The organism is Zoogloea dura (assembly GCF_012927165.1).
Classification (GTDB): domain Bacteria; phylum Pseudomonadota; class Gammaproteobacteria; order Burkholderiales; family Rhodocyclaceae; genus Zoogloea; species Zoogloea dura.
In genome coordinates this window covers 63,858-85,402 of record NZ_JABBGA010000009.1, presented here as the reverse complement: position 1 = coordinate 85,402, position 21,545 = coordinate 63,858, and the positions used below count along the sequence as shown (strand labels likewise).

At 69.9% G+C, this 21,545-nt stretch carries 15 protein-coding genes; 12 read left to right on the top strand and 3 right to left on the bottom strand.

Annotation, left to right across the window (positions count from 1 at the left end; translation table 11 throughout):
• Nucleotides 1-10: 10 nt before the first annotated feature.
• Entirely contained in the window at nucleotides 11-1,177 is a 1,167-nt protein-coding gene (locus tag HHL15_RS12915; RefSeq protein ID WP_169146189.1) for a PepSY-associated TM helix domain-containing protein, read from the top strand.
• Nucleotides 1,178-1,198: 21 nt separating this feature from the next.
• On the opposite strand, the gene HHL15_RS12910 is transcribed toward HHL15_RS12915, so the two are convergent.
• Nucleotides 1,199-2,254 carry a diguanylate cyclase domain-containing protein gene (locus HHL15_RS12910; RefSeq protein ID WP_206198741.1) on the bottom strand — a complete coding sequence of 352 codons (1,056 nt, stop codon included), beginning with the start codon at nucleotides 2,252-2,254 and terminating at the stop codon, nucleotides 1,199-1,201.
• A 230-nt stretch (nucleotides 2,255-2,484) separates the two neighbouring features.
• Between HHL15_RS12910 and HHL15_RS12905 the strand changes: the two genes are divergently transcribed.
• From HHL15_RS12905 to HHL15_RS12885, 5 genes are all read left to right on the top strand, one after another.
• A complete protein-coding gene (locus HHL15_RS12905; RefSeq protein ID WP_169146188.1) occupies nucleotides 2,485-3,747 on the top strand; it encodes an MdtA/MuxA family multidrug efflux RND transporter periplasmic adaptor subunit in 1,263 nt (420 codons plus the stop codon).
• A gap of 12 nt (nucleotides 3,748-3,759) precedes the next feature.
• A complete protein-coding gene (locus HHL15_RS12900; RefSeq protein ID WP_169146187.1) occupies nucleotides 3,760-6,825 on the top strand; it encodes an MdtB/MuxB family multidrug efflux RND transporter permease subunit in 3,066 nt (1,021 codons plus the stop codon).
• Nucleotides 6,826-6,838: 13 nt separating this feature from the next.
• Nucleotides 6,839-9,910, top strand: a complete 3,072-nt coding sequence (locus HHL15_RS12895; protein WP_169146186.1) for a multidrug efflux RND transporter permease subunit — start codon at nucleotides 6,839-6,841, stop codon at nucleotides 9,908-9,910.
• A 79-nt stretch (nucleotides 9,911-9,989) separates the two neighbouring features.
• Nucleotides 9,990-11,432: an efflux transporter outer membrane subunit gene (locus HHL15_RS12890; protein ID WP_235943381.1), complete on the top strand. Its 1,443-nt coding sequence runs from the start codon at nucleotides 9,990-9,992 to the stop codon at nucleotides 11,430-11,432.
• Nucleotides 11,433-11,549: 117 nt separating this feature from the next.
• On the top strand, nucleotides 11,550-13,028 hold the full coding sequence (locus tag HHL15_RS12885; RefSeq protein WP_169146184.1) for a Do family serine endopeptidase: 1,479 nt from the start codon (nucleotides 11,550-11,552) through the stop codon (nucleotides 13,026-13,028).
• Here HHL15_RS12885 and HHL15_RS12880 read toward each other — a convergent pair.
• Both HHL15_RS12880 and HHL15_RS12875 read right to left on the bottom strand, forming a co-directional pair.
• On the bottom strand, nucleotides 13,025-13,426 hold the full coding sequence (locus tag HHL15_RS12880) for a carboxymuconolactone decarboxylase family protein (protein WP_169146183.1): 402 nt from the start codon (nucleotides 13,424-13,426) through the stop codon (nucleotides 13,025-13,027). The genes HHL15_RS12885 and HHL15_RS12880 overlap by 4 nt on opposite strands.
• Complete coding sequence (locus tag HHL15_RS12875) at nucleotides 13,417-13,830, bottom strand: MerR family transcriptional regulator (protein ID WP_169146182.1); 414 nt, start codon at nucleotides 13,828-13,830, stop codon at nucleotides 13,417-13,419. Before HHL15_RS12875 ends, HHL15_RS12880 begins: the two co-directional genes overlap by 10 nt.
• Nucleotides 13,831-14,074: 244 nt before the next feature.
• Here HHL15_RS12875 and HHL15_RS12870 point away from each other — a divergent pair, with 244 nt between their 5' ends.
• The 6 genes from HHL15_RS12870 (at nucleotide 14,075) to HHL15_RS12845 (ending at nucleotide 21,528) form a co-directional block, all read left to right on the top strand.
• A complete protein-coding gene (locus HHL15_RS12870; RefSeq protein ID WP_169146181.1) occupies nucleotides 14,075-14,554 on the top strand; it encodes a hypothetical protein in 480 nt (159 codons plus the stop codon).
• A gap of 78 nt (nucleotides 14,555-14,632) precedes the next feature.
• Entirely contained in the window at nucleotides 14,633-14,917 is a 285-nt protein-coding gene (locus HHL15_RS12865) for a hypothetical protein (RefSeq protein WP_169146180.1), read from the top strand.
• A gap of 144 nt (nucleotides 14,918-15,061) precedes the next feature.
• Nucleotides 15,062-15,724, top strand: a complete 663-nt coding sequence (locus HHL15_RS12860; RefSeq protein WP_169146179.1) for a TetR/AcrR family transcriptional regulator — start codon at nucleotides 15,062-15,064, stop codon at nucleotides 15,722-15,724.
• A 69-nt stretch (nucleotides 15,725-15,793) separates the two neighbouring features.
• Nucleotides 15,794-18,271 carry an acyl-CoA dehydrogenase gene (locus HHL15_RS12855; RefSeq protein WP_169146178.1) on the top strand — a complete coding sequence of 826 codons (2,478 nt, stop codon included), beginning with the start codon at nucleotides 15,794-15,796 and terminating at the stop codon, nucleotides 18,269-18,271.
• A gap of 36 nt (nucleotides 18,272-18,307) precedes the next feature.
• The gene (locus HHL15_RS12850) at nucleotides 18,308-19,591 is read left to right on the top strand and encodes an acetyl-CoA C-acetyltransferase (protein ID WP_169146177.1); all 1,284 of its coding nucleotides are present in this window, start codon (nucleotides 18,308-18,310) and stop codon (nucleotides 19,589-19,591) included.
• Nucleotides 19,591-21,528 (top strand): 3-hydroxyacyl-CoA dehydrogenase NAD-binding domain-containing protein, encoded by a 1,938-nt coding sequence (locus HHL15_RS12845; RefSeq protein WP_169146176.1) that lies wholly within the window; start codon nucleotides 19,591-19,593, stop codon nucleotides 21,526-21,528. Before HHL15_RS12850 ends, HHL15_RS12845 begins: the two co-directional genes overlap by 1 nt.
• The last annotated feature ends 17 nt before the right edge of the window (nucleotides 21,529-21,545 follow it).

Sequence of the window (21,545 nt, the reverse complement as noted above, 5' to 3'; positions counted from 1 at the left end):
CGGAGCCGCCGTGCGCGCCGCCGTCCGCCGCTGCTGGCTGAAAGTCCACCTCTGGCTCGGCCTGGCGGCCGGCCTGCTGTTCGCACTGCTCGGGCTGACCGGCAGCGTGCTGGTGTTTTACCCGGAGCTGGATGGCCTGCTCAACCCGGCGATCCGGGTGGATCGGCCGGCCGCGCCGCCGTCGCCGGATGCGGTGCTGGCGCGTCTGCACGCGCTGCATCCGGAGCGGACCGGCCCGTGGCGGATCGAGATGCCGCCGGGGCCGCAGCGGCCCCTGATGGTGCGCTACTACAACCCGCCGGAAACCGCCGGGCGGGGCTTCGCGCCGCTGATGCTGACCCTTGACCCGCACACCCTGAAGGAGACCAGCCGGCGCTTCTGGGGCGATTACGCGGTCACCTGGCTGTACGACCTGCACTACAGCCTGCTGCTCGGGCAGACCGGCAAGGACGTGGTCGGCTACGCGGGGCTGGTGCTGCTGGCGTCGCTGCTCAGCGGCATGGTGCTGTGGTGGCCCAGCCGGGCCCGCCTGGCGGCGGCCCTCAGGCCGCAATTGCGCCCGGGCGCGGTGCGCCGCACCTACGACCTGCATGTGCTGTCCGGCGTCTATGGCGGTTTGGTGCTCATCGTGCTGGCCTTCACCGGCAGCGTGCTGGGCCTGCCGGAACTGGCCCGTGGCGGGATTGAAGCCTTCTCGCCGCTGACCCCGTTCTACCGTGCGCCGGCCGGCCTGGTGGAGGAGGGCGCGCCGATGCTGTCCCTGGACGAGGCCGTCGCCATCGCCCGCCGCGAGTTTCCGCAGGGCGAATTGCGCTGGATCGAGACGCCGGGGGCGGCGGGAAAGCCCATCTCGGTGCGCTTCCACACGCCGGGCGAACCGGGCCGGCGCTTTCCCCGCGCCCAGGTGTGGATCGACCCGTCCAGCGGCGCCGTGCTGCAGGTCCGCGACCCCCGGGCCGGGAGCGCCGGCGACGGCTTCATGGCCTGGATGCACCCCCTCCACAACGGCGAGGCCTTCGGCCTGGGTGGCCGCCTGCTGGCCTGCATCGCCGGCCTGCTGCCCGCCGTGATGCTGGTGACCGGCTGGCTGCGCTGGCGGCAGAAGCGCCGCGCCAAAGCCAGGGCCAGGGGCCAGGCAGGCGAAGCTTCAGCCCGTGGACTTCGATCCTGCACCTGAGGGCGGCTGAAGCCCCTCGCCTCAGTCTGCCCGGTGGGGGGCCTGGCTCTTGCGTTCGCGCTTGATCACGTACATGGCCTGGTCGGCCTTTTCCAGCAGGCTGTCGATGTCGGTGGCGTCGTTGGGGTAGAGCGCGGCGCCGAAGCTCGCGCCCAGGTCGATCTGGCGGCCGTCCACCACCAGCGGCCCCTGCGCCTGGCGGATCAGGCGGTCGGTGCTGGCGCGCAGGCCGTCGGAGCTGGCGGTGGGGCTGAGGACGATGCCGAACTCGTCGCCACCCAGCCGCGCCACCGTGTCGGAGCGCCGTGCGCCGCCCAGCAGGCGGTTGCCGAACTCGCGGATGGCGATGTCGCCGATGCGGTGGCCGTAGCGGTCGTTGATCTGCTTGAGCTCGTCCATGTCCACCATCAGCACACCGGTCTGGTTGCCTTCCCGGTCGGCCTGCAGCAAGGCGTTGCGCAGGCGGTCGATGAACAGGGAGCGGTTGGCCAGGCCGGTCAGCAGGTCGTGGGTGGCCCGGTGGAAGAGGGCGTCCTTGCCGCAGCGGGCGGCGAAGTACATGGATGCGGCGAGCAGGTCGGCCATCAGCTTGAGAATCTCGATCTGGCGGGGGCCGAAGGCGGCGGGCTGCAGGGACAGGACCTTGAGCACACCCACGGTCTCGCTGTCATGGCGCAGGGGCACCACGGCCATGGAGCGCAGGCCGACCCGGCGGCAGGCCTCGATGTCGACCCGCGGATCGTCTTCTGCGTCGTCGCACCACAGGGGGACACCGGTCTGCACGCAGAGGCCGGACAGGCTGTGCCCGGCATTGACGCTCAGGCCGACCTGTGCCGAGGCGGAGCCGGCGGCGGCCTTGTAGATCATCAGCGGACCTTCGGCGATCTCCACGGCGGCGCCGTCCGCACGGGAGAGCTCCATGCAGGCCCTGACCGCCAGCGCCATGACTGCGTCCAGATCGAGGCCGAGGCGTGCAATCTCGGTCTGTACGCGGATGATGGACAGCAAGTCCTCTGAGCTGGGCTGCGAGGGGGCCGGCACAGGCGGCATCGTGTAGTTCTCCAATTTGATGTGCACTGCAGCACTCTTTGACTATGATTCAAATCCCCTACGACGGGAGGGTTAAAACGTCAAAAAAAGTGTCTCACAAGCATTGCGCACAGCGAAGAGGCTGAACGTGTCTATTTTGCAGTGCGGGGATCGTTTTCCGGGGGCTCCGGTCAGTAGGCAGTCGCAAAGGCCCATCGTGTAGCATTCGTGTCCTGCCGATCCGGCCCGCGAGCCGGAATCTTCCCTGAAAGCCATTCATGTCCAGCCCGTCTCCTGCAAGTGCATCCCCCGCTCCCAAACGTAATCGTCTGTGGCCCTGGATCGTGGGCCTGGCGCTCGCCGCGGGCGGGGGCTACTACGCCTATCGCGGCGGCGTGCCGGGAGAGGGCGGCGGCGGGGGCAAGGAGGCCGCCGGGCCGCGGGGTGGCCCCGGCATGCGCGGCGAGCGTCCAGTGCCGGTGACCCTCGAAACCCTGGGGACCGGCGAGCTGCGGGTCACGGTGCCGGCCCTCGGCAACGTGGTGCCGCGCAACCTGGTCACCGTGCGCAGTCGGGTGGACGGGCCGCTGCTGGAGGTGCGCTTCACCGAGGGCCAGGCGGTCAAGGCCGGCGACTTGATCGCCCGCATCGACCCCGAGCCCTTCAAGGCCGCCCTCGACCAGGCCCGCGGCCAGCTGGCCCGGGATGCCGCGCTGTTGAAGAACGCGAAGCTCGACCTCGAGCGCTACAAGGGCCTGCTGGCCCAGGACTCCATCGCGAAGCAGCAGGTCGATACCCAGGACGCCCTGGTGCGCCAGTACCAGGGCACGGTGCAGGCCGACGAGGCGGCGGTGAAGAGCGCCGAGCTGCAGTTGTCCTACACCACCATCAAGGCGCCGATCTCCGGCCGGGTCGGTCTGCGCGCGGTGGATCCGGGCAACATGGTCAAGGCTTCGGATGCGGCCGGCCTGGTCACCATCGCCCAGATGACGCCGATCACCGCGGTCTTCGCGGTGCCCGAGGAGCGCCTGCCGGGCATCCGCAAGCGGCTGCGCGAGGGCAAGGGCCTCAAGGTCGAGGCCTGGGACCGGGAAATGAAGAGCCGCCTGGCCGAGGGGCGCTTGCTGGCGGTGGATGCGCAGATCGACTCCGCCACCGGCACCGTCAAGCTCAAGGCCGACTTCGACAACAAGGACGGCAGCCTCTTCCCCAACCAGTTCGTCAATGTGCGCCTGCTGCTGGACACCCTGACCGACGTGGTCACCGTGCCGACTGCGGCGGTGCAGCAGGGCAGCAAGGGCAACTACGTGTATCGCCTGGGTGAAGAGGGCAAGGTCAGCGCGGTGCCGGTCCGGCTCGGCCCGGTGGATGCGGGCAAGGCCGCCGTCGAGGAGGGCCTGGCCGTCGGCGACAAGGTGGTGGTGGACGGCCTCGACAAGCTCAAGGACGGCGCGAAGGTGGAGCCCATCGACGCCGGCGCGGTGAACGCCCCCGGACGGGAAAGGAAGCGCGGCGGCCCCGGTGGCCGGCCGGCCCACTGACGGGCGGTTGCGATGAATCCGTCCCGCCTGTTCATCCTGCGGCCGGTGGCGACCTCGCTGCTGATGGTCGCCATCCTGCTGGTGGGCTTCGTCGCCTACCGGCTGCTGCCGATCTCGGCCCTGCCCGAGGTGGATTACCCCACCATCCAGGTCAAGACGCTCTACCCCGGTGCCAGCCCGGACGTGATGACCTCGGCGGTCACCGCGCCGCTGGAACGCCAGTTCGGGCAGATGCCGGGGCTGGACGAGATGTCGTCCAGCAGCTCCGGCGGCGCCTCGGTGATCACCCTGCGCTTTGCCCTCACGATGGGCCTCGATGTGGCCGAGCAGCAGGTCCAGGCGGCCATCAACGCAGCCTCCAGCCTGCTCCCCAACGACCTGCCGGCGCCGCCCACTTACAGCAAGGTGAACCCGGCCGACGCGCCCATCCTGACCCTGGCGGTGAGCTCGCCCAGCCTGCCCATCACGCGCATCCACGACCTCGTCGAGAGCCGTCTGGCCATGAAGATCTCCCAGGTGCCGGGGGTGGGCCTGGTGAGCATCGCCGGCGGGCGCCGCCCGGCGGTGCGGGTGCAGGTCAATCCCACCGCGGCGGCGGCCTACGGGCTGGGCCTGGAAGACATCCGCACGGCGGTGGCCAATGCCAACGTGACCCAGGCCAAGGGCAGCTTCGACGGCCCCCAGCGCGCGTCCACCCTCGATGCCAACGACCAGCTCAAGTCGGCCGATGAATACCGCGGCCTGATCGTCGCCTACAAGAACGGCAACCCGGTGCGCCTGTCCGACCTGGCCACCCTCAAGGACGACGCCGAGAACATCCGCCTCGCCGCCTGGGCCGACCAGACCGCCGCGGTGATCATCAACGTGCAGCGCCAGCCTGGCGCCAACGTCATCGAGGTGGCCGACCGGGTCACCGCGCTGCTGCCTCAGATGACCGCCAGCCTGCCGGCTTCGCTGGAGCTGCGGGTGCTGTCCGACCGCACCACCACCATCCGCGCCTCGGTGCACGACGTGCAGGTCGAGCTGATGTTTGCCGTCGCCCTGGTGGTGATGGTGATCTTCCTGTTCCTGCGCAGCGTGCCGGCCACCCTTATCCCCAGCGTGGCGGTGCCCCTGTCCCTGGTCGGCACCTTCGGGGTCATGTACCTGGCTGGTTTCAGCCTCAACAACCTCACCCTGATGGCCCTCACCATCTCCACCGGCTTCGTGGTGGACGACGCCATCGTGATGATCGAGAACATTGCCCGCTACGTGGAGGAGGGCGAATCCCCCATGCAGGCGGCCCTCAAGGGGGCGAAGCAGATCGGCTTCACCATCATCTCGCTGACCTTCTCCCTCATCGCCGTGCTGATCCCGCTACTCTTCATGGGCGATGTGGTGGGGCGGTTGTTCCGCGAGTTCGCCATCACGCTGGCCATCGCCATCCTGATCTCCGCCTTCGTGTCCCTGACCCTCACCCCGATGATGTGCGCGCGCCTGCTGCACCATGTGCCGGAGCATGAGCAGGGGCGGCTGAACCGGGCGGTGGGGGCCTTCCTCGAGCGGGTCATTGCCCGCTACGGGGTGATGCTGGAATGGGTCCTCGAGCGCCAGGGCCTGACCCTGCTGGTGGCGGCGGCCACCCTCGGCCTCACCGTGCTGCTCTACGTGGCGGTGCCCAAGGGCTTCTTCCCAGTGCAGGACACGGGGGCCATCCAGGGCATCACCGAGGCCGACCAGTCGATCTCCTTCGGTGCCATGGCGGAGCGCCAGCAGGCGCTCGCCGAGGTGGTACTCAAAGACCCGGCGGTGGCCAGCCTGTCGTCCTTCATCGGGGTGGATGGCAGCAACACCACCCTCAACAGCGGCCGCATGAACATCACTCTCAGGCCGCTGGCCGAGCGGGATGCCAGCGCCAGCGAGGTGATCCGCCGGCTGGCGCCGGAGGTGCGGAAGGTGGCGGGCATCACGTTGTACATGCAGCCGGTGCAGGACCTGACCATCGAGGACCGGGTCAGCCGCACCCAGTACCAGTTCTCCCTGCAGTCGCCGGACAGTGCCGCCCTGGCCGAATGGGTGCCGCGCCTGGTGGACAGCCTCAAGGCGCTGCCGCAGCTCGCCGACGTGGCCAGCGACCTGCAGGACAAGGGCCTGCAGGCCTGGGTCGAGATCGACCGGGCCGCCGCGGCGCGCCTCGGGGTGAGCACCGCGGCCATCGACAACGCCCTCTACAACGCCTATGGCCAGCGCCTCATCTCCACCATCTTCACCCAGGCCACCCAGTACCGGGTGGTGCTGGAGGTGCAGCCCGAGTTCCGCAAGGGCCCCGGCGCCATCGCCAGCCTCTATGTGCCCGGCACCGGCGGGGTGCAGGTGCCGGTGTCGTCGGTGGCGCGGGTGGTGGAGCGGCCGGCGAGCCTGGCGGTCAATCACATCGGCCAGTTCCCGGCGGTGACGGTGTCCTTCAACCTGGCCCCCGGCGCGGCGCTCGGTGACGCGGTGGAGGCGATCCGCGGGGTGGAGAAGGAACTGGGCATGCCGGCCAGCATCGAGACCAGCTTCCGCGGCGCGGCGCTGGCCTTCCAGGCCTCGCTGACCAACACCCTGCTGCTGATCCTGGCCGCGGTGGTGACCATGTACATCGTGCTGGGCGTGCTCTACGAGAGCTACATCCACCCGGTGACCATCCTGTCCACCCTGCCCTCGGCCGGGGTGGGGGCGCTGCTGGCGCTGCTGCTGGCGCGCAGCGAGCTGGGCATCGTCGGCATCATCGGCATCGTGCTCTTGATCGGCATCGTCAAGAAGAACGCCATCATGATGATCGACTTCGCCCTCGACGCCGAGCGCAACCAGGGCCTGGCCCCGCGGGAGGCGATCTTCCAGGCCTGCCTGCTGCGCTTCCGGCCGATCCTGATGACCACCCTGGCGGCCTTGCTGGGCGCGCTGCCGCTGATGCTGGGCACCGGCGTCGGCTCCGAACTGCGCCAGCCGCTGGGCATCACGATGGTGGGCGGCCTGCTGGTCAGCCAGGTGCTGACCCTGTTCACCACGCCCGTGATCTACCTGGCCTTCGACCGGCTGGCGCGGCGGTCGGCGTGAGGGCTGTACGGGCATGAACCTCTCCCGCCTGTTCATCTTCCGGCCGGTGGCCACCACCCTGTTGACCCTGGCGGTGGCCCTGGCGGGGGCGATCGCCTTCCGCCTGCTGCCGGTGTCGCCGCTGCCCCAGGTGGACTACCCGACCATCTCGGTGTCGGCGAACCTGCCCGGGGCCAGCCCGGAGACCATGGCGGCCACGGTGGCCGGGCCGCTGGAGCGGATCCTCGGGCAGATCGCCGGGGTCACCGAGATGACCTCCAACTCGTCCCTCGGCACCACCCGCGTGACCCTGCAGTTCGAGCTCTCCAAGAACATCGACAGTGCCGCCCGCGAAGTGCAGGCGGCCATCAACGCCTCCCGCGGCCAGCTGCCGACGAGCCTGCCCAACAACCCCACCTACCGCAAGGTGAACCCGGCCGAGACGCCCATCATCATCCTGGCCCTCACCTCGGCGACCCTCACCCAGGGCCAGCTGTACGACGCGGCCTCCACGGTGCTTGCCCAGCGCCTGGCCCAGGTGGATGGGGTGGGGCAGGTGTCCATCGGCGGCGCCTCGCTGCCGGCGGTGCGGGTGGAGGCCGACCCGGCCCGCCTGGCCGCGGCGGGGCTCAACCTGGATGATGTGCGCACGGCTCTGGTCGGCGCCAACGTGAACCGCCCCAAGGGTGTGCTGGAGGATGGCGAGCAGGCCTGGCAGGTCGGGGCCAACGACCAGGCCCGCACGGCGGCAGAATACAGGCCGCTGATCATCTCCTGGAAGAACGGCTCGGCGGTGCGCCTGGGCGATGTGGCGCGGGTCCGGGACGGGGTCGAGAACGACCGCAACTACGGCTACGCCAACGGCCGCCCGGGTGTGCTGCTGATGGTCAACCGCCAGCCCGGCGCCAACATCATCGAGACGGTGGACCGGGTCACCGGCTTGCTGCCCCATCTACGCGCCAGCGTGTCGCCGGCCATCGACCTGGACGTGGTGATGGACCGCACCCCCACCATCCGCGGCTCCCTGCGCGAGGTGGAGCGCACGCTGCTCATCTCGGTGGCCCTGGTGGTGATGGTGGTCTTCCTGTTCCTGCGCAACTGGCGGGCCACCGTCATCCCCAGCGTGGTGGTGCCGGTGTCGCTGGTGGGGACCTTCTCCATCATGTACCTGGCCGGCTTCAGCCTCGACAACCTGTCGCTGATGGCGCTCACCATCGCCACCGGCTTCGTGGTGGACGACGCCATCGTGGTGCTGGAGAACATCTCCCGCCACGTGGACGAGGGCATGCCGCCGCGTCAGGCGGCCCTGCGCGGGGCGCGGGAGATCGGCTTCACGGTGCTGTCGATGAGCCTGTCGCTGATTGCCGTGTTCATCCCCATCCTGGCCATGGGCGGGATCGTCGGGCGGCTGTTCCGGGAGTTTGCGGTGGTGCTGTCGGCGGCCATCCTGGTGTCGATGCTGGTGTCGCTCACCACCACTCCGATGATGTGCGCCCGCCTGCTGCGCCCGCGTCCGCCGGAAGGGGAGCGCGGCCGCCTCGACCGGGCGGTGGGGCGCGCCCTCGAGGCCCTGGCCGGCGGCTACCGGCGCAGCCTGGGCTGGGCCCTGGACCACCGCTGGATCGTCATGCTGGTGCTGCTGGCCACGGTGGGCCTCAACGTGCATCTGTACCAGATCATTCCCAAGGGCTTCTTCCCGCAGCAGGACACCGGCCGCCTGCGCGGCTTCGTCGAGGCCGACCAGGCCATCTCCTTCCAGGCGATGAAGGAGAAGATGGACATCTTCCTGGCCATCGTCGGGGCCGACCCCGCGGTGGCCACCGTCACCGGCTTCACCGGCGGCTCCCAGCGCAACTACGGGTCGATGTTCGTGACCCTCAAGCCGATCGCCGAACGCCAGGAATCCGCCGAGGCGGTGGTGGGGCGCCTGCGCAAGAAGCTGGCGCGGGTGCCGGGGGCCAGCCTCTACCTGAGCGCCGTGCAGGACATCCGGATCGGCGGGCGTTCCAGCAACTCCGCCTACCAGTTCACCCTGCAGTCCGACAGCCTGGACGAGCTGCGCCTGTGGGAGCCGCGCATCCGCAACGCGATGAGCCGCCTGGACGAGATCACCGACGTGAGCACCGACCAGCAGGACGCCGGGCCGCAGACCACCCTGGTGTTCGACCGGGACGCCCTGGCCCGCTACGGCATCACCATGCGGGCCGCCACCACGGCGCTCAACAACGCCTACGGCCAGCGCCAGGTGTCCACCATCTACAACCCCCTCAACCAGTACCGGGTGGTGCTCGAGGCCGCCCCGGAATACCTGCAGGGGCCGGAATCCCTGTCGCGCCTCAACCTGGTCAGCCCCACCGGGGCGCGGGTGCCGCTGTCGGCGCTGGCCCGCTTCGAGACCACCCTGGCGCCCCTGTCGGTCAGCCACCAGGGCGGGGCGGCGGCGTCGACCATCAGCTTCGCCCTGCCGGAGGGGCGTTCCATCGGCGAGGCCACCGTGGTGATCAACCAGGCCCTGGCCGGCATCGGCGTGCCGGTGGGGGTACGTACCAGCTTCGAGGGCTCGGCGGGGGCCTTCCAGAAGTCCATGAGCTCCCAGCCCATCCTGATCCTGGCCGCCATCATCACCATCTACATCGTGCTGGGCATGCTCTACGAGAGCCTGATCCATCCCATCACCATCCTGTCCACCCTGCCCTCGGCCGGGGTGGGGGCCTTGCTGGCCCTGATGGCGAAGGACACCGAGTTCGGCCTGATCGCCATGATCGGGGTGATCCTGCTGATCGGCATCGTCAAGAAGAACGCCATCATGATGATCGACGTGGCCATCGAGCGCATGCGCCACCACGGCGAGAGCGCCCGCGATGCCATCCACCATGCCGGCCTGCTGCGTTTCCGGCCCATCCTGATGACCACCCTGGCGGCCCTGTTCGGCGCCATCCCGCTGGCCATCGGCACCGGCGACGGCGCCGAGCTGCGCCAGCCCCTGGGCATCGCCATCGTCGGCGGGCTGATCCTCAGCCAGATCCTCACCCTCTACACCACGCCGGTCGTCTTCGTGCTGCTCGACCGGCTGCGCCGCAAGCGGAGCCTGCCTGCCCATGCCTGACCAGACCCCACACAACCTGGCAGGGCCCCCTGTAGGGGCGGCTTCGGCCGCCCGCAGCACGTTGAATCGGGAGCCAACATTGATCGATGTCCGATGGGCGGCTGAAGTCGCCCCTGCAGTTCGCCCCACCGTTCTCGCCTTTCTCTGTGCCCTGAGCCTGGCGGGCTGCAGCATCGGCCCGGACTACGTGCGGCCGGTGGTGGACACCCCCGCAGCCTTCAAGGAGGCCGGTGAATGGAAGCCTGCCGTTCCGGCCGATCCGCTGGCCTCCGACACCTGGTGGAAGGCCTTTGGCGACCCGCAGCTGGACGCGTTGCAGGACAAGGTCGACATCTCCAACCAGAACCTGCGCATCGCCGAGGCCCAGTACCGCCAGGCCCGGGCCCTGTCCGATGCGGCGCGGGCGTCGTGGTTCCCGACCATCAATGCCACCGCCGGGGCGACCCGCTCGGCCACCTCGGCCGCCACCGATGCTGCCGGCAGTGCACCGCCACGCAACAGTTTCAGCCTCGGTGCCAGCGCCAGCTGGGAGGCTGACGTGTGGGGGCGCATCGCCCGCAACGTGGAGGCCGCCGACGAGCGGGTCCAGGCCAGCGAGGCCGACCTCGCTGCGGCGCGCCTGTCGGCCCATGCCACCCTGGCCCAGACCTACTTCCAGCTGCGTGCCGCCGAGCGCCAGCTGCAGCTTCTCGATGCCGCCGTGGCGGCCTACGCGCGTTCGCTCGAGCTCACCCGCAACCGCTATGGCGCCGGCGTGGCCAGCAAGGCCGATGTGGTCCAGGCCGAGAGCCAGCTGCGCAGCGCCCGGGCCTCGGCGCTGGATGCGAGGCTGTCGCGCAGCCAGTACGAGCACGCCCTGGCCGTGCTGGTCGGGCAGGCGCCGGCCGGCTTCAGCCTGCCGCCGTCCAGCGCGGCCTTGCCGATCGCCCCGGCGGTGGTGACCCTGCCGTCCACGCTGCTGGAGCGGCGCCCCGACATTGCCGCGGCCGAGCGCCGGGTGGCCGCCGCCAACGCGGCCATCGGCGCGGCTCAGGCCGCCCGCTTCCCGGTGCTGGGCCTGAGCGCCTCGACCGGCTTCCGGCGCTCGCAGATCGAGGACTTGCTCACCGTGCCCAGCCGCTACTGGTCTTTGGGCCCCACGCTGGCGGCGACGATCTTCGATGCTGGCGCAAAAAAGGCCGCCGTGGGCCAGGCCCAGGCCAGCTGGGAGCAGGCTGTCGCCACCTATCGCCAGACCGTGCTGGTGGCCTTCCAGGAGGTGGAGGACAACCTGTCGGCGGCCCGCCTGCTGGACGAGGCGGCGGTCGAGCAGGCTGCCGCGGTGGCCGCCGCCGCCGAGGCCGAGGCCATCGCCCTCAACCAGTACAAGGCCGGCACGGTGAGCTTTCTCAACGTGGTGACGGCCCAGGCCACCCACCTGTCGGCCCAGCGCAGCGCCAATGATCTGGCCGCCCGGCGCCTGGTGGCGGCGGTGCTGCTGGCCAAGAACGCCGGGGGCGGGGTGGGCCCGCGCCCGGACTGAGGGCCGCCGCCGGTCGGCTTTTGCGCGGCGTGGGCGCTGTGCGGGTGGAGAGTCGCGTCATAATGTGTGCCGCCACCCGTCTGCCACTCATCTGTTCCTGCCCGGAAGCCTGGCCCCATGCCCATGTTCATTCCAGCCCCCCGCCACCGCCTTGCAGCGAGCGTCTCCATCGCGCTCGCCGCCCTCGTCACCCCCTGTGTGCCCGCCGGCGCCGCGCCGGCTGCGGCGGATCCGCCCGCCGCGGTGGGCACGGCGGGGGTGCCCGATTTCGCCCGGATCACCCAGCGCTACGGCCCGGCGGTGGTCAATATCAGCGTCAGCGGCGTGCGCCAGGTGACGGTGGGGCCGGAAACCGCCGACCCGACCAGCGACGATGCCGACGCGGACTCCATGCAGCAGTTCCTGCGCCGCTTCCAGCAGCAGTTCGGTGGCAGCGGGGCCAGCATGCAGGTGCCGGTCAGGGGCCAGGGCTCCGGCTTCATCCTCAGTGAGGACGGGTTGATCCTGACCAACGCCCACGTCATCGCCAGCGCCCATGACGTGGTCGTCAAGCTGACCGACAGGCGTGAGTTCCGGGCCCGGGTGCTGGGCAGCGACAAGCGCACCGACATCGCCGTGCTGCGCATCGACGCGAAGCAGCTGCCGACCGTGAAGGTGGGCAACCCCACCGAGCTGCAGGTGGGACAGTGGGTGCTCGCCATCGGCTCGCCCTTCGGCTTCGAGAACAGCGTCAGCGCCGGGGTGGTCAGCGCCAAGGGGCGTTCCCTGCCGGACGGCAGCGGGGTGCCCTTCATCCAGACCGACGCGGCGGTCAACCCGGGCAATTCCGGCGGGCCGCTGTTCAATGCGCGCGGCGAGGTGGTGGGCATCAACTCGCAGATCTACAGCCGCACTGGCGGCTTCCAGGGGCTCAGCTTCGCCATCCCCATCGACATCGCCCTCAAGGTGCAGCAGCAGATCGTGGCCACCGGCCATGTCTCCCACGGCCTGCTCGGGGTGACGGTGCAGGAGATGAACCAGCCGCTTTCAGAGGCCTTCAAGCTGCCCGCCCCGGCGGGCGCGCTGGTGCTCGACACGCAGCGCGGCAGCCCCGGCGCCCAGGCGGGCCTGCTGCCCGGCGACGTGATCCTCAAGGTGGGCGGCCGGCCCATCGCCGCCGCGGCCGATCTGCAGACCCTGGTCACCCTGGCCCAGCCCGGCCAGCATCTGGTCTTCGAAGTGTGGCGCGATGGCCACGCCCTGCGCCTGGAGGTGACCCTCGGCGACGCCGGCAAGCCGGTCAGCCCACCGCCGCAGCCGCCGCGCGACGCCTACCTGCAGGGGCGCTTCGGCCTGCAGCTGCGCCCGCTGCTGCCCGCCGAGCGCCTGGCCATCGGGGTGGTCGAGGGGGTGCTGGTCGACGTGGTGGAGGGCCCGGCCCAGCTGGCCGGCGTGCAGGCCGGCGACGTGATCCTGGCGGTGGCCGGCAAGCCCGTCGCCACCATCGACCAGGCCCGCGAGGTCTTCAAGGCCAGCGGCGGCACCATCGCGCTGCTGGTGCAGCGGGGCAATGAACGGCTGTTCGTGCCGGTGAGGCCGGTGGAGACTCCGCGCTAGCCCGCCGCATCCCCCTCTGCAAACACTTCACGGGCGGCCGCGAGGCCGTTGAGGGCGGCGGGGAAGCCGGCGTAGACGGCCATCTGCATGATGATCTCGACGATCTCCGGGCGCGTGACGCCTACATTGAGGGCGGCCTGCAGATGGACCTTGAGCTGGGGCGCGGCGTTGCCCATGGCGGTGAGGGCGGCGACCACCGCGATCTCGCGGCTGCGCAGATCCAGGCCTGGCCGCGAGTAGATGTCGCCGAAGGGAAACTCGATCAGGTAGCGGGCGAAATCCGGCGCGATGTCGGCGAGGCTGTCGATGACCCGCTCGCCGGCTTCGCCGTCTATCTCGCGCAGCCGGGCAAGCCCTTGCTGGTAGCGGGTCGGGGTAGGGGAGGTGTTCAGGGGCATGGCGTTTTCCTTGCGGTGATGCGGGTTGAGGGCTGCAGGGACGCTTCGAGCGCCCGGTAGTGCTCGATCTTGGCCTGCAGGGCCTGGGCTGCGCGCTGCATGGCCGCGATCGATGTCTCCACCTCGGCGAGATGTGTTTCCAGCATCTGCCGGCGCTGCGGCGCGCTGGCCGTCCCTTCGGCGCGCAGCCTGGCGAAGCCCTGCATCTGCCCGATGGGCATGCGGGTTTCGCGCAGGCGCAGCAGGAAACCTATCCATTCGAGGTCTGCGGCGGCATAGCGGCGCTGGCCGCCGGCCGCCCTCGCCACGGGGGCGATCAGGCCGGCGCGCTCGTAGTAGCGCAGGGTGTGGGCGCTGAGGCCGGTGCGCCTGGCAACCTCGTTGATGCTCAGATGGGATTCCATGGATCGATTCTGGAAGTTTGAGTGCACTCAAAGTCAAGCATGTCCGCGGCACAGCTCCGTCCGCCGGATATGAGGCCTGCCCGGGTGGGGTGTGATCTTGCCGGGTTTCACACTTTGCCACCATCTGGTGGCCTACCTGAGTGACATTGTTGTATGACGAAGTAGTATTCTCGTCCTGCCGCTGCGGAGGGGATTCGACCGTTCTCGTGGCGTCATCCCAGACCTCATTGCCAGGAGCCCGATCATGACCCAGAACCTTGTTTCCCTGACCCTTTCCGCCAAGAACCTCGACGCCATGGATGGGGCCATCGCGACCCTCGAGCAGGAGGTGGCGGCCTTCGTGAGCCTTTCGCCGGAGGTCGTGCGCGGCCTGGTGAAGATGGGCGACAAGTCCGAGCAGTTCTGCCGCCAGACCGCCATGGTGCTGGCCCAGAACGGGGACATCCTGCCGCCGTCCTTCCTGGCGACCGAGATGCAGGCCGACCTTACGGCCTTCGATGCGCTGCGCCCGCGCCTGCTGCGGCTGCAGGAGGTGGTGGCGAAGATGGAGGACACCCGCATCGCCCTGGGCAGCGACATCCTGATGGCCTCGCTGGAGGGCTATTCGCTGATGAAGATGTTCGGCAAGGGCGAGGGCCTGGAGGCCCTGCGCCAGGCCATGCTGGTGCGGCGCCCGGCCCGCCGCGGGCGGGGCGGGGAGGGCGACCAGGCGTCGGTGGCCTGAGCCAGGCCGGGGGGCGGCCCCGCTGTCGCCCCGCGGCCGGGTGGCCGGGGGCCTTGCAGGGCCGTGTGGGGTGATTTCATGCTCCGCTGGGTGATTTTCGGGCAGGGCTGCATGCCCGTCGTCCAGGTCTGGACGCGCGCTGTCCAGGGGTGGGTGATGTGCGTCCAGGCCTCAGTGATTTTTGTCCAGGTCCGGGTGATTGCCGTCCAGGTCTGGATGATTTTTGTCCAGCCCTGGACGGCGGCGGTCCACGTCTGCGTCTTTTTCGTCCAGCCCTGGATGAATTTTCTCCAGCCTCTGACAAACCGGCTCCAGCGCTGCATGAATGGCGTGCAGGGCTGGAGCGGGGGGCTCCCGCTCTGAATGGCGGGGCGTTGACAGGGAATAAATCCAATGTATGATTCAAACAAACGTTTTAATGAATTGCGGCGGCGAGTGGTGCCCAGGCACGCCGCCAGGATGCAGCCCCCCAACCGAGGGGAGCGATGAACCACAGGGAGGCTGGACATGGCAGAAGCTGGCAGCAGGACGACGGATACCCGCAGCCGCATCCTTGATGCGGCCGAGGTGCTGTTCATGGAGAACGGCTTCGACGGCACCTCCATGCGCATGATCACCAGCCGGGCCGAGGTGAACCTGGCGGCGGTGAATTACCACTTCGGCACCAAGGAGCTGCTGATCCAGGAAGTCTTCCGGCGCCGCCTGACCAGCCTCAACCAGGCGCGGATCGCGGCGCTCGAAGTGCTGGAAGTCGAGGCCGCCGGAGCACCCATCAAGCCCAGCCGGATTGTCGATGCCTTCTTCGGCACGGCCCTGCGCATGGCGGCCGACGTGGAGGGCGGCGGCCACACCTTCATGCGCCTGCTCGGCCGCACCTACACCGAACCCAGCGAATTCGTCCGCCAGTTCCTCGCCGAGGAATACGCCGAGTGTGTCGACCGCTTCCTTACCGCGCTGTACCGCGCCGTGCCGGAGGTGGATCGCAAGGAAATCCTCTGGCGCTTCCATTTCATGATGGGCGCCATGTCCTACGCCATCGCCGGCACCGACGCCCTGCAGCTGGTGACCGGCAAGTTCGATGACGAAGACCCCTCCCAGCTGGCGCCGCGCCTGATGAGCTTCCTGCTCGGCGGCCTGCGCGCGCCCCTGGCGGAAGCGTCACTGCGCTAGCCATAACGCAACACCCCTTATTTATAAAAGTGCGCTGCAAAGACGGCGCCGAGTAAAAGGAGATCGCTCATGTCGTACTGGTTCCTGGTTTCCCTCCCTCCCCTGGTGGTCGCGCTCGCCTACGGGCGAGCGCCTCTTTTTGCCTGGTGTGGAGTGTTGTTGTTGTGGCTGGCGGCCCTCGGCGGGCTGGCCGGCTGGCCGGTGGCGGTGACGGCAGGCGTGCTCGCCGCCGTGGCTGTGGCGGGCGCGGTGTTCCTGCTGCCGGGGCTGCGCCGCAGCCTGGTGACGGCGGGCATCTTCAAGGCCTTCCGCAAGGCCTTGCCCTCCATGTCGCAGACCGAGAAGGACGCCCTCGAGGCCGGTACGGTGTGGTGGGAGGGTGAGCTCTTCGCCGGCAAGCCCGACTGGACCAAGCTGCAGGCCTACCCGGCGCCGCGCCTCACCCCCGAGGAGCAGCGCTTCCTCGACGTGGAGACCACCGAGCTGTGCCGCCTGACCCGCGACTGGGAATGCACCGAGGAGGGCGACATGCCCGCCGAGGTGTGGAGCTACATCAAGGAAAAGGGCTTCCTGGGCATGATCATTCCCCGGGAGTACGGCGGCAAGGGCTTCTCGGCCTATGCCCATTCCCAGGTGGTGACCAAGCTGTCCACCCGCTCGTCGGCACCCGCCGTCACGGTGATGGTGCCCAACTCCCTCGGCCCCGCCGAGCTGCTGCTGCACTACGGCACCCCCGAGCAAAAGAAGCACTACCTGCCGCGCCTGGCCCGCGGCCAGGAGATCCCCGCCTTTGCGCTGACCAGCCCGTGGGCCGGCTCCGATGCCGCCTCCATCCCTGATGCGGGGGTGGTCTGCAAGGGCCTCTACCAGGGCCGCGAGGTGCTGGGCATGCGGGTCAGCTTCGACAAGCGCTACATCACCCTGGCGCCGGTGTGCACGGTGTTCGGCCTGGCCTTCCGCCTGTACGACCCGGAGCACCTGCTGGGTGGCCAGGAAGACCTGGGCATCACCTGCGCGCTGGTGCCCCACGACCACCCGGGCGTGGACATCGGCCGCCGCCACTTCCCGCTCAACGCGGTGTGGATGAACGGCCCGATCCGCGGCAGCGATGTGTTCATGCCCCTCGACTTCATCATCGGCGGCCCGAAGATGGCCGGGCAGGGCTGGCGCATGCTGATGGAGTGCCTGGCGGCAGGCCGCTCGATCTCCCTGCCGGGCTCCAACACCGGCATGCTCAAGATGACCGCCCGCACTGTTGGGGCCTATGCCCGGGTGCGCTACCAGTTCAAGACCGCGGTGGGCAAGTTCGAGGGGGTCGAGGAAGCCCTCACCCGCATCGGCGCCAACGCCTACCTGTGCGACGCCGCCCGGGTCATGACCGCCGGTGCCATCGATCTGGGCGAGCGGCCGTCGGTGGTCTCGGCCATCGTCAAGTTCCACGTCACCGAGCGGGCCCGCCAGTCGGTCAATGACGGCATGGACGTGATCGGCGGCAAGGGCATCTGCCTGGGGCCGCAGAACTTCCTCGGCCGCGCCTACCAGCAGATCCCGGTGGGCATCACGGTGGAGGGCGCCAACATCCTCACCCGCAGCCTGATCCTCTTCGGCCAGGGCGCGATCCGCTGCCATCCCTATGTGCTCAAGGAGATGGACGCCGCCCGCGCGGGCGACCTGAAGGCCTTCGACGCGGCCTTCTGGGGCCACATCGGCTACACCGTGAGCAACGCCGCCCGGGCCCTGGTGATGGGGCTGAGCGGCTCCCACTTCGTGTCGGTGCCGGCCGACGTGGCGCCGGAAACCCGCCGCTATTACCAGCAGCTGACCCGCTTCTCGGCCGCCTTCGCCTTTCTGTCGGACCTGTCCATGGGTACCCTGGGTGGCGCCCTGAAGCGCAAGGAAAAGCTCTCCGCCCGCCTCGGCGACATCCTGTCGCTGATGTACCTGGCCTCCGCCACCCTCAAGCGCTACGAGACCGAAGGGCGCCAGGCTGCCGACGCGCCGCTGATGCACTGGGCCATCTGGGACTGCATGTTCAAGGCCCAGAACGCCTTCGAGGGCGTCATCGCCAACTTCCCGAACCGCCTCTTTGCCACCCTGCTGCGGCGGATCGTGGTGTTTCCCCTGGGCCGCCCGTACTTCGTGCCCTCCGACCGGCTGGGCCACGAGGTGGCGCGCCTGCTGATCGAGCCTTCGGCCACCCGCGACCGCCTGACCTCCGACGTGTTCGTGCCGGACGACGTGGAAGAGCCGGTGGGCGCCCTGGAGGCCGCCCTGCGCGCCACGCTGGAGGCCGAGCCGGTCGAGGCCAAGGTGCGCAGGGCGATCAAGGAAGGCCAGTTCAAGCCCGGCCTGCTGGTCGGCGGCGGGGTGGATGCGCTGTATGACGCGGCCCTCGCGGTCGGCATCATCAGCCGCGACGAGCACGACGTGATGGTTCGCCGCGGGGTGCTGCGCGACAAGGTCATCCGGGTCGACGACTTCCCGCACGACCTCGGCCTCTCCGCGCGGCTCGCCGGGCAGGCCGCGGAGCAGCGCGAGGCGGCCTGAGCGCTCCCCGGAACCCGCCACCGACGGATCGGAACCATGAAGCAGCCCATCTACATCATCGACGGTGCCCGCAGCCCCTTCCTGAAGGCGCGCAATGCACCGGGCCCGTTCGCCGCCTCCGACCTGGCGACGGCCGCCGGCAGTGCCCTGCTGGCCCGTCAGCGCTTCGCGCCGGAGCAGCTCGACGAGGTCATCCTGGGCTGCGCCAGCCCCTCGCCGGACGAGGTGAACATCGGGCGGGTGGTGGCCCTGCGCATGGGCTGCGGCATCAAGGTGCCGGGCTGGACGGTGATGCGCAACTGCGCCTCCGGCATGCAGGCCATCGATTCGGCCATCGCCAACATCTTGTGCGGGCGCTCGCAGCTGGTGCTGGCCGGCGGGGTGGATGCCCTGTCGCGGGCGCCGCTGCTGTATTCCGACGCGATGGTGCGCTGGTTCGCCGGCTGGATGCAGGCCCGTGGCCTGGGGCAGAAGCTGGCCATGGCCGGGCGCTTCCGGCCCGGCTACCTGGCGCCGGTGATCGCCATCATGAAAGGCCTCACCGACCCTATCGTCGGGCAGCTGATGGGGCAGACCGCCGAGAACCTGGCCTGGAGCTTCGGCATCAGCCGGGAGGAGATGGACGCCTTCGCCGTGGAGAGCCACCGGCGCGTGGCGGCCGCCCATGACGCGGGTCACTTCAGCCGCGAGCTGGTGCCCCTGATCGGCCGGGACGGCAGCGTCTTTGCCGAGGACGACGGCCTGCGCCGCGATGTGTCGATGGCCGGCCTGGCCAAGCTCAAGCCTTTCTTCGACAAGAAGTACGGCCGGGTCACCCCCGGCAACAGCTCCCAGATCACCGATGGCGCGGCATGGCTGGTGCTGGCCTCGGCCGAGGCCGTCGAGCGCTTCGGCCTCGAGCCCCGCGGCCGCATCGTGGACAGCCACTGGGCCGGGCTGGAACCCGAGCGCATGGGCCTGGGGCCGGTGCACGCAGCCACACCCATCCTGCAGCGTCAGAGGCTGAGCCTGGATGACCTGGATCTGCTCGAGATCAACGAAGCCTTTGCAGCCCAGGTGATAGCCTGCCAGCGCGCCTGGACGGATGCGGACTACTGCCGTACCCGTCTCGACCTGCCCGGCGCCCTGGGTGAGGTGGACCCGGCCCGCCTCAACGTGGATGGCGGCGCGGTGGCCCTGGGCCACCCGGTCGGGGCCAGCGGTGCGCGGATCGTGCTGCATGTGCTGGAGGCCCTGCGCCGCACCGGCGGCAAGCGCGGCCTGGCGAGCATCTGTATCGGCGGCGGCCTGGGTGGCGCCATGCTGGTGGAGGCGGTCTGATGATGGATCTGAAACACTGGAAGCTCGAGCGCGACGCCGATGGCATTGCCTGGGCCACCCTCGACGTGGCGGGAGCCGGCACCAACACCCTGGGCAGCGCCGTGCTGACCGAGCTGGCGGCCGTCCTCGACCGGCTCGAAGTACAGCCGCCCAGCGGGCTGGTGATCCGCTCTGGCAAGGCGGTGGGCTTCATTGCCGGGGCCGACATCGAGGAATTCACCCGCATCGATTCCGCGGCGGCCGCGCGCGCGCTGGTGGAGAAGGGCTGGAACCTGTTCGAGCGGCTGGCGGCGGTGCGCTACCCGACGCTGGCCCTGGTCCGCGGCCACTGCATGGGGGGCGGCCTGGAGCTGGCCCTGGCCTGCCGCTACCGGATCGTGGTGGATGAGCCCGGCACCCGGCTGGCCCTCCCCGAGGTGATGCTCGGCATCTACCCCGCGTGGGGCGGCATGGCCCGCCTGCCGGCGCTGATCGGCCCCGCCGCGGCCCTCGACCTGATGCTCACCGGCAAGGGCGTGGATGCCGGCAAGGCGCGCCGCCTGGGCCTGGCGGATGCCTGCGTGCCGGCCCGGGTGATGGACAACGCGGCCCGCCTGACGCTGCTCTCCGGGCAGCCGGCGCGGCGTCCGCCCCTGCTGCAGCGCCTCCTCAACGGCCCGCTGCGCGGCGTGGTGGCGGCCGGCGCCCGCCGGCAGGTGGCGGCCAAGGCCCCGCGCCAGCACTACCCGGCGCCGTGGGCGATCATCGATGTGTGGCAGCACTACGGCGGCAACGCGCTGGCTGTGCCGAATGGTTCGCCCGTGTCGCTGGGGGCCCTGTTCGGCTCCGACACCGCCCGCAACCTGATCCGCGTGTTCTTCCTGCAGGAGCGCCTGAAGGGCTTCGGCAAGGGCGCCGATTTTGCGCCGCGCCGCGTGCATGTGGTCGGGGCAGGAGTGATGGGCGGTGACATCGCCATCGAATGCGCCCTGCGCGGCATGACGGTGACCCTGCAGGACCAGTCCGTCGAGCGCATCGCGCCGGTGGTGGCACGGGCCGCCAAGCGCTTCGAGCGCAAGTTCAAGGGCAAGCCGCGGGAAGTGAGCTTCGCCCTCGACCGCATCATCGCCGACCCCCACGGCCACGGCGTGGCCCGCGCCGACGTGATCATCGAGGCGATCTACGAGAACCTCGAGGCGAAGCGGGCGCTGTTCGTCGAGCTGGAGCAGCGGGCCCGGCCCGATGCCGTGCTGGCCTCCAATACCTCGAGCCTGCGCATCGGCGACATCGCCACCGCCCTGCGCGAGCCCGCGCGGCTTACCGGCATCCATTTCTTCAACCCGGTGGCGGTGATGCCGCTGGTCGAGGTGGTGCGCGGCGCGCTCACCGACGAGGTGGTCTTCCGGCAGGCTGCCGCCTTCGTGCGCAGGCTCGACAAGCTGCCCCTGCCGGTCAAGGACGCACCCGGCTTCCTGGTCAATGCGGTGCTCGGCCCCTACATGTACGAAGCCCTGCGCTGTGTGGACGAGGGCATCGCGCCGGCCACCATCGACGCGGCGCTGACCGCCTTCGGCATGCCGATGGGGCCCATCGAGCTGATCGACACGGTGGGGCTCGACATCGCGGTGGCGGCCGGCAAGGCCCTCGCCGGCGCTGACGCCACCCTGCCGCGGGGGCTGGCCGAGCGGGTGGCCGCCGGCCAGCTCGGCAAGAAAAGCGGGCAGGGCTTCTACGCCTGGCCCGGTGGCAAGCTCAGCCGGCCGGCCACGGGCACGCCGCCGGCCGGACTGGCCGGGCGCATCGTCGCCCCCTTGCTGGCGGCTGCGCAGTCATGTGTTTCAGATGGTGTCGTGGAAGACGAGGACCTGGCGGATGCCGGGATAATCTTCGGCACCGGCTTCGCCCCCTTCACGGGCGGGCCTTTCAACCATCTCCGGACGACGCGTCGCGCCGGATAGTCATTCCAGGAGTCCAT

What these genes read in the sequence shown, in the direction of transcription:
- HHL15_RS12850 (WP_169146177.1), top strand. Translation starts at nt 18,308, where the DNA reads ATGAAGCAGCCCATCTACATCATCGACGGTGCCCGCAGCCCCTTCCTG.
- HHL15_RS12860 (WP_169146179.1), top strand. Translation starts at nt 15,062, where the DNA reads ATGGCAGAAGCTGGCAGCAGGACGACGGATACCCGCAGCCGCATCCTT.
- HHL15_RS12865 (WP_169146180.1), top strand. Translation starts at nt 14,633, where the DNA reads ATGCTCCGCTGGGTGATTTTCGGGCAGGGCTGCATGCCCGTCGTCCAG.
- HHL15_RS12905 (WP_169146188.1), top strand. Translation starts at nt 2,485, where the DNA reads ATGTCCAGCCCGTCTCCTGCAAGTGCATCCCCCGCTCCCAAACGTAAT.
- HHL15_RS12845 (WP_169146176.1), top strand. Translation starts at nt 19,591, where the DNA reads ATGATGGATCTGAAACACTGGAAGCTCGAGCGCGACGCCGATGGCATT.
- HHL15_RS12875 (WP_169146182.1), bottom strand. Translation starts at nt 13,830, where the DNA reads ATGGAATCCCATCTGAGCATCAACGAGGTTGCCAGGCGCACCGGCCTC.
- HHL15_RS12895 (WP_169146186.1), top strand. Translation starts at nt 6,839, where the DNA reads ATGAACCTCTCCCGCCTGTTCATCTTCCGGCCGGTGGCCACCACCCTG.
- HHL15_RS12885 (WP_169146184.1), top strand. Translation starts at nt 11,550, where the DNA reads ATGCCCATGTTCATTCCAGCCCCCCGCCACCGCCTTGCAGCGAGCGTC.
- HHL15_RS12855 (WP_169146178.1), top strand. Translation starts at nt 15,794, where the DNA reads ATGTCGTACTGGTTCCTGGTTTCCCTCCCTCCCCTGGTGGTCGCGCTC.
- HHL15_RS12870 (WP_169146181.1), top strand. Translation starts at nt 14,075, where the DNA reads ATGACCCAGAACCTTGTTTCCCTGACCCTTTCCGCCAAGAACCTCGAC.
- HHL15_RS12900 (WP_169146187.1), top strand. Translation starts at nt 3,760, where the DNA reads ATGAATCCGTCCCGCCTGTTCATCCTGCGGCCGGTGGCGACCTCGCTG.
- HHL15_RS12880 (WP_169146183.1), bottom strand. Translation starts at nt 13,426, where the DNA reads ATGCCCCTGAACACCTCCCCTACCCCGACCCGCTACCAGCAAGGGCTT.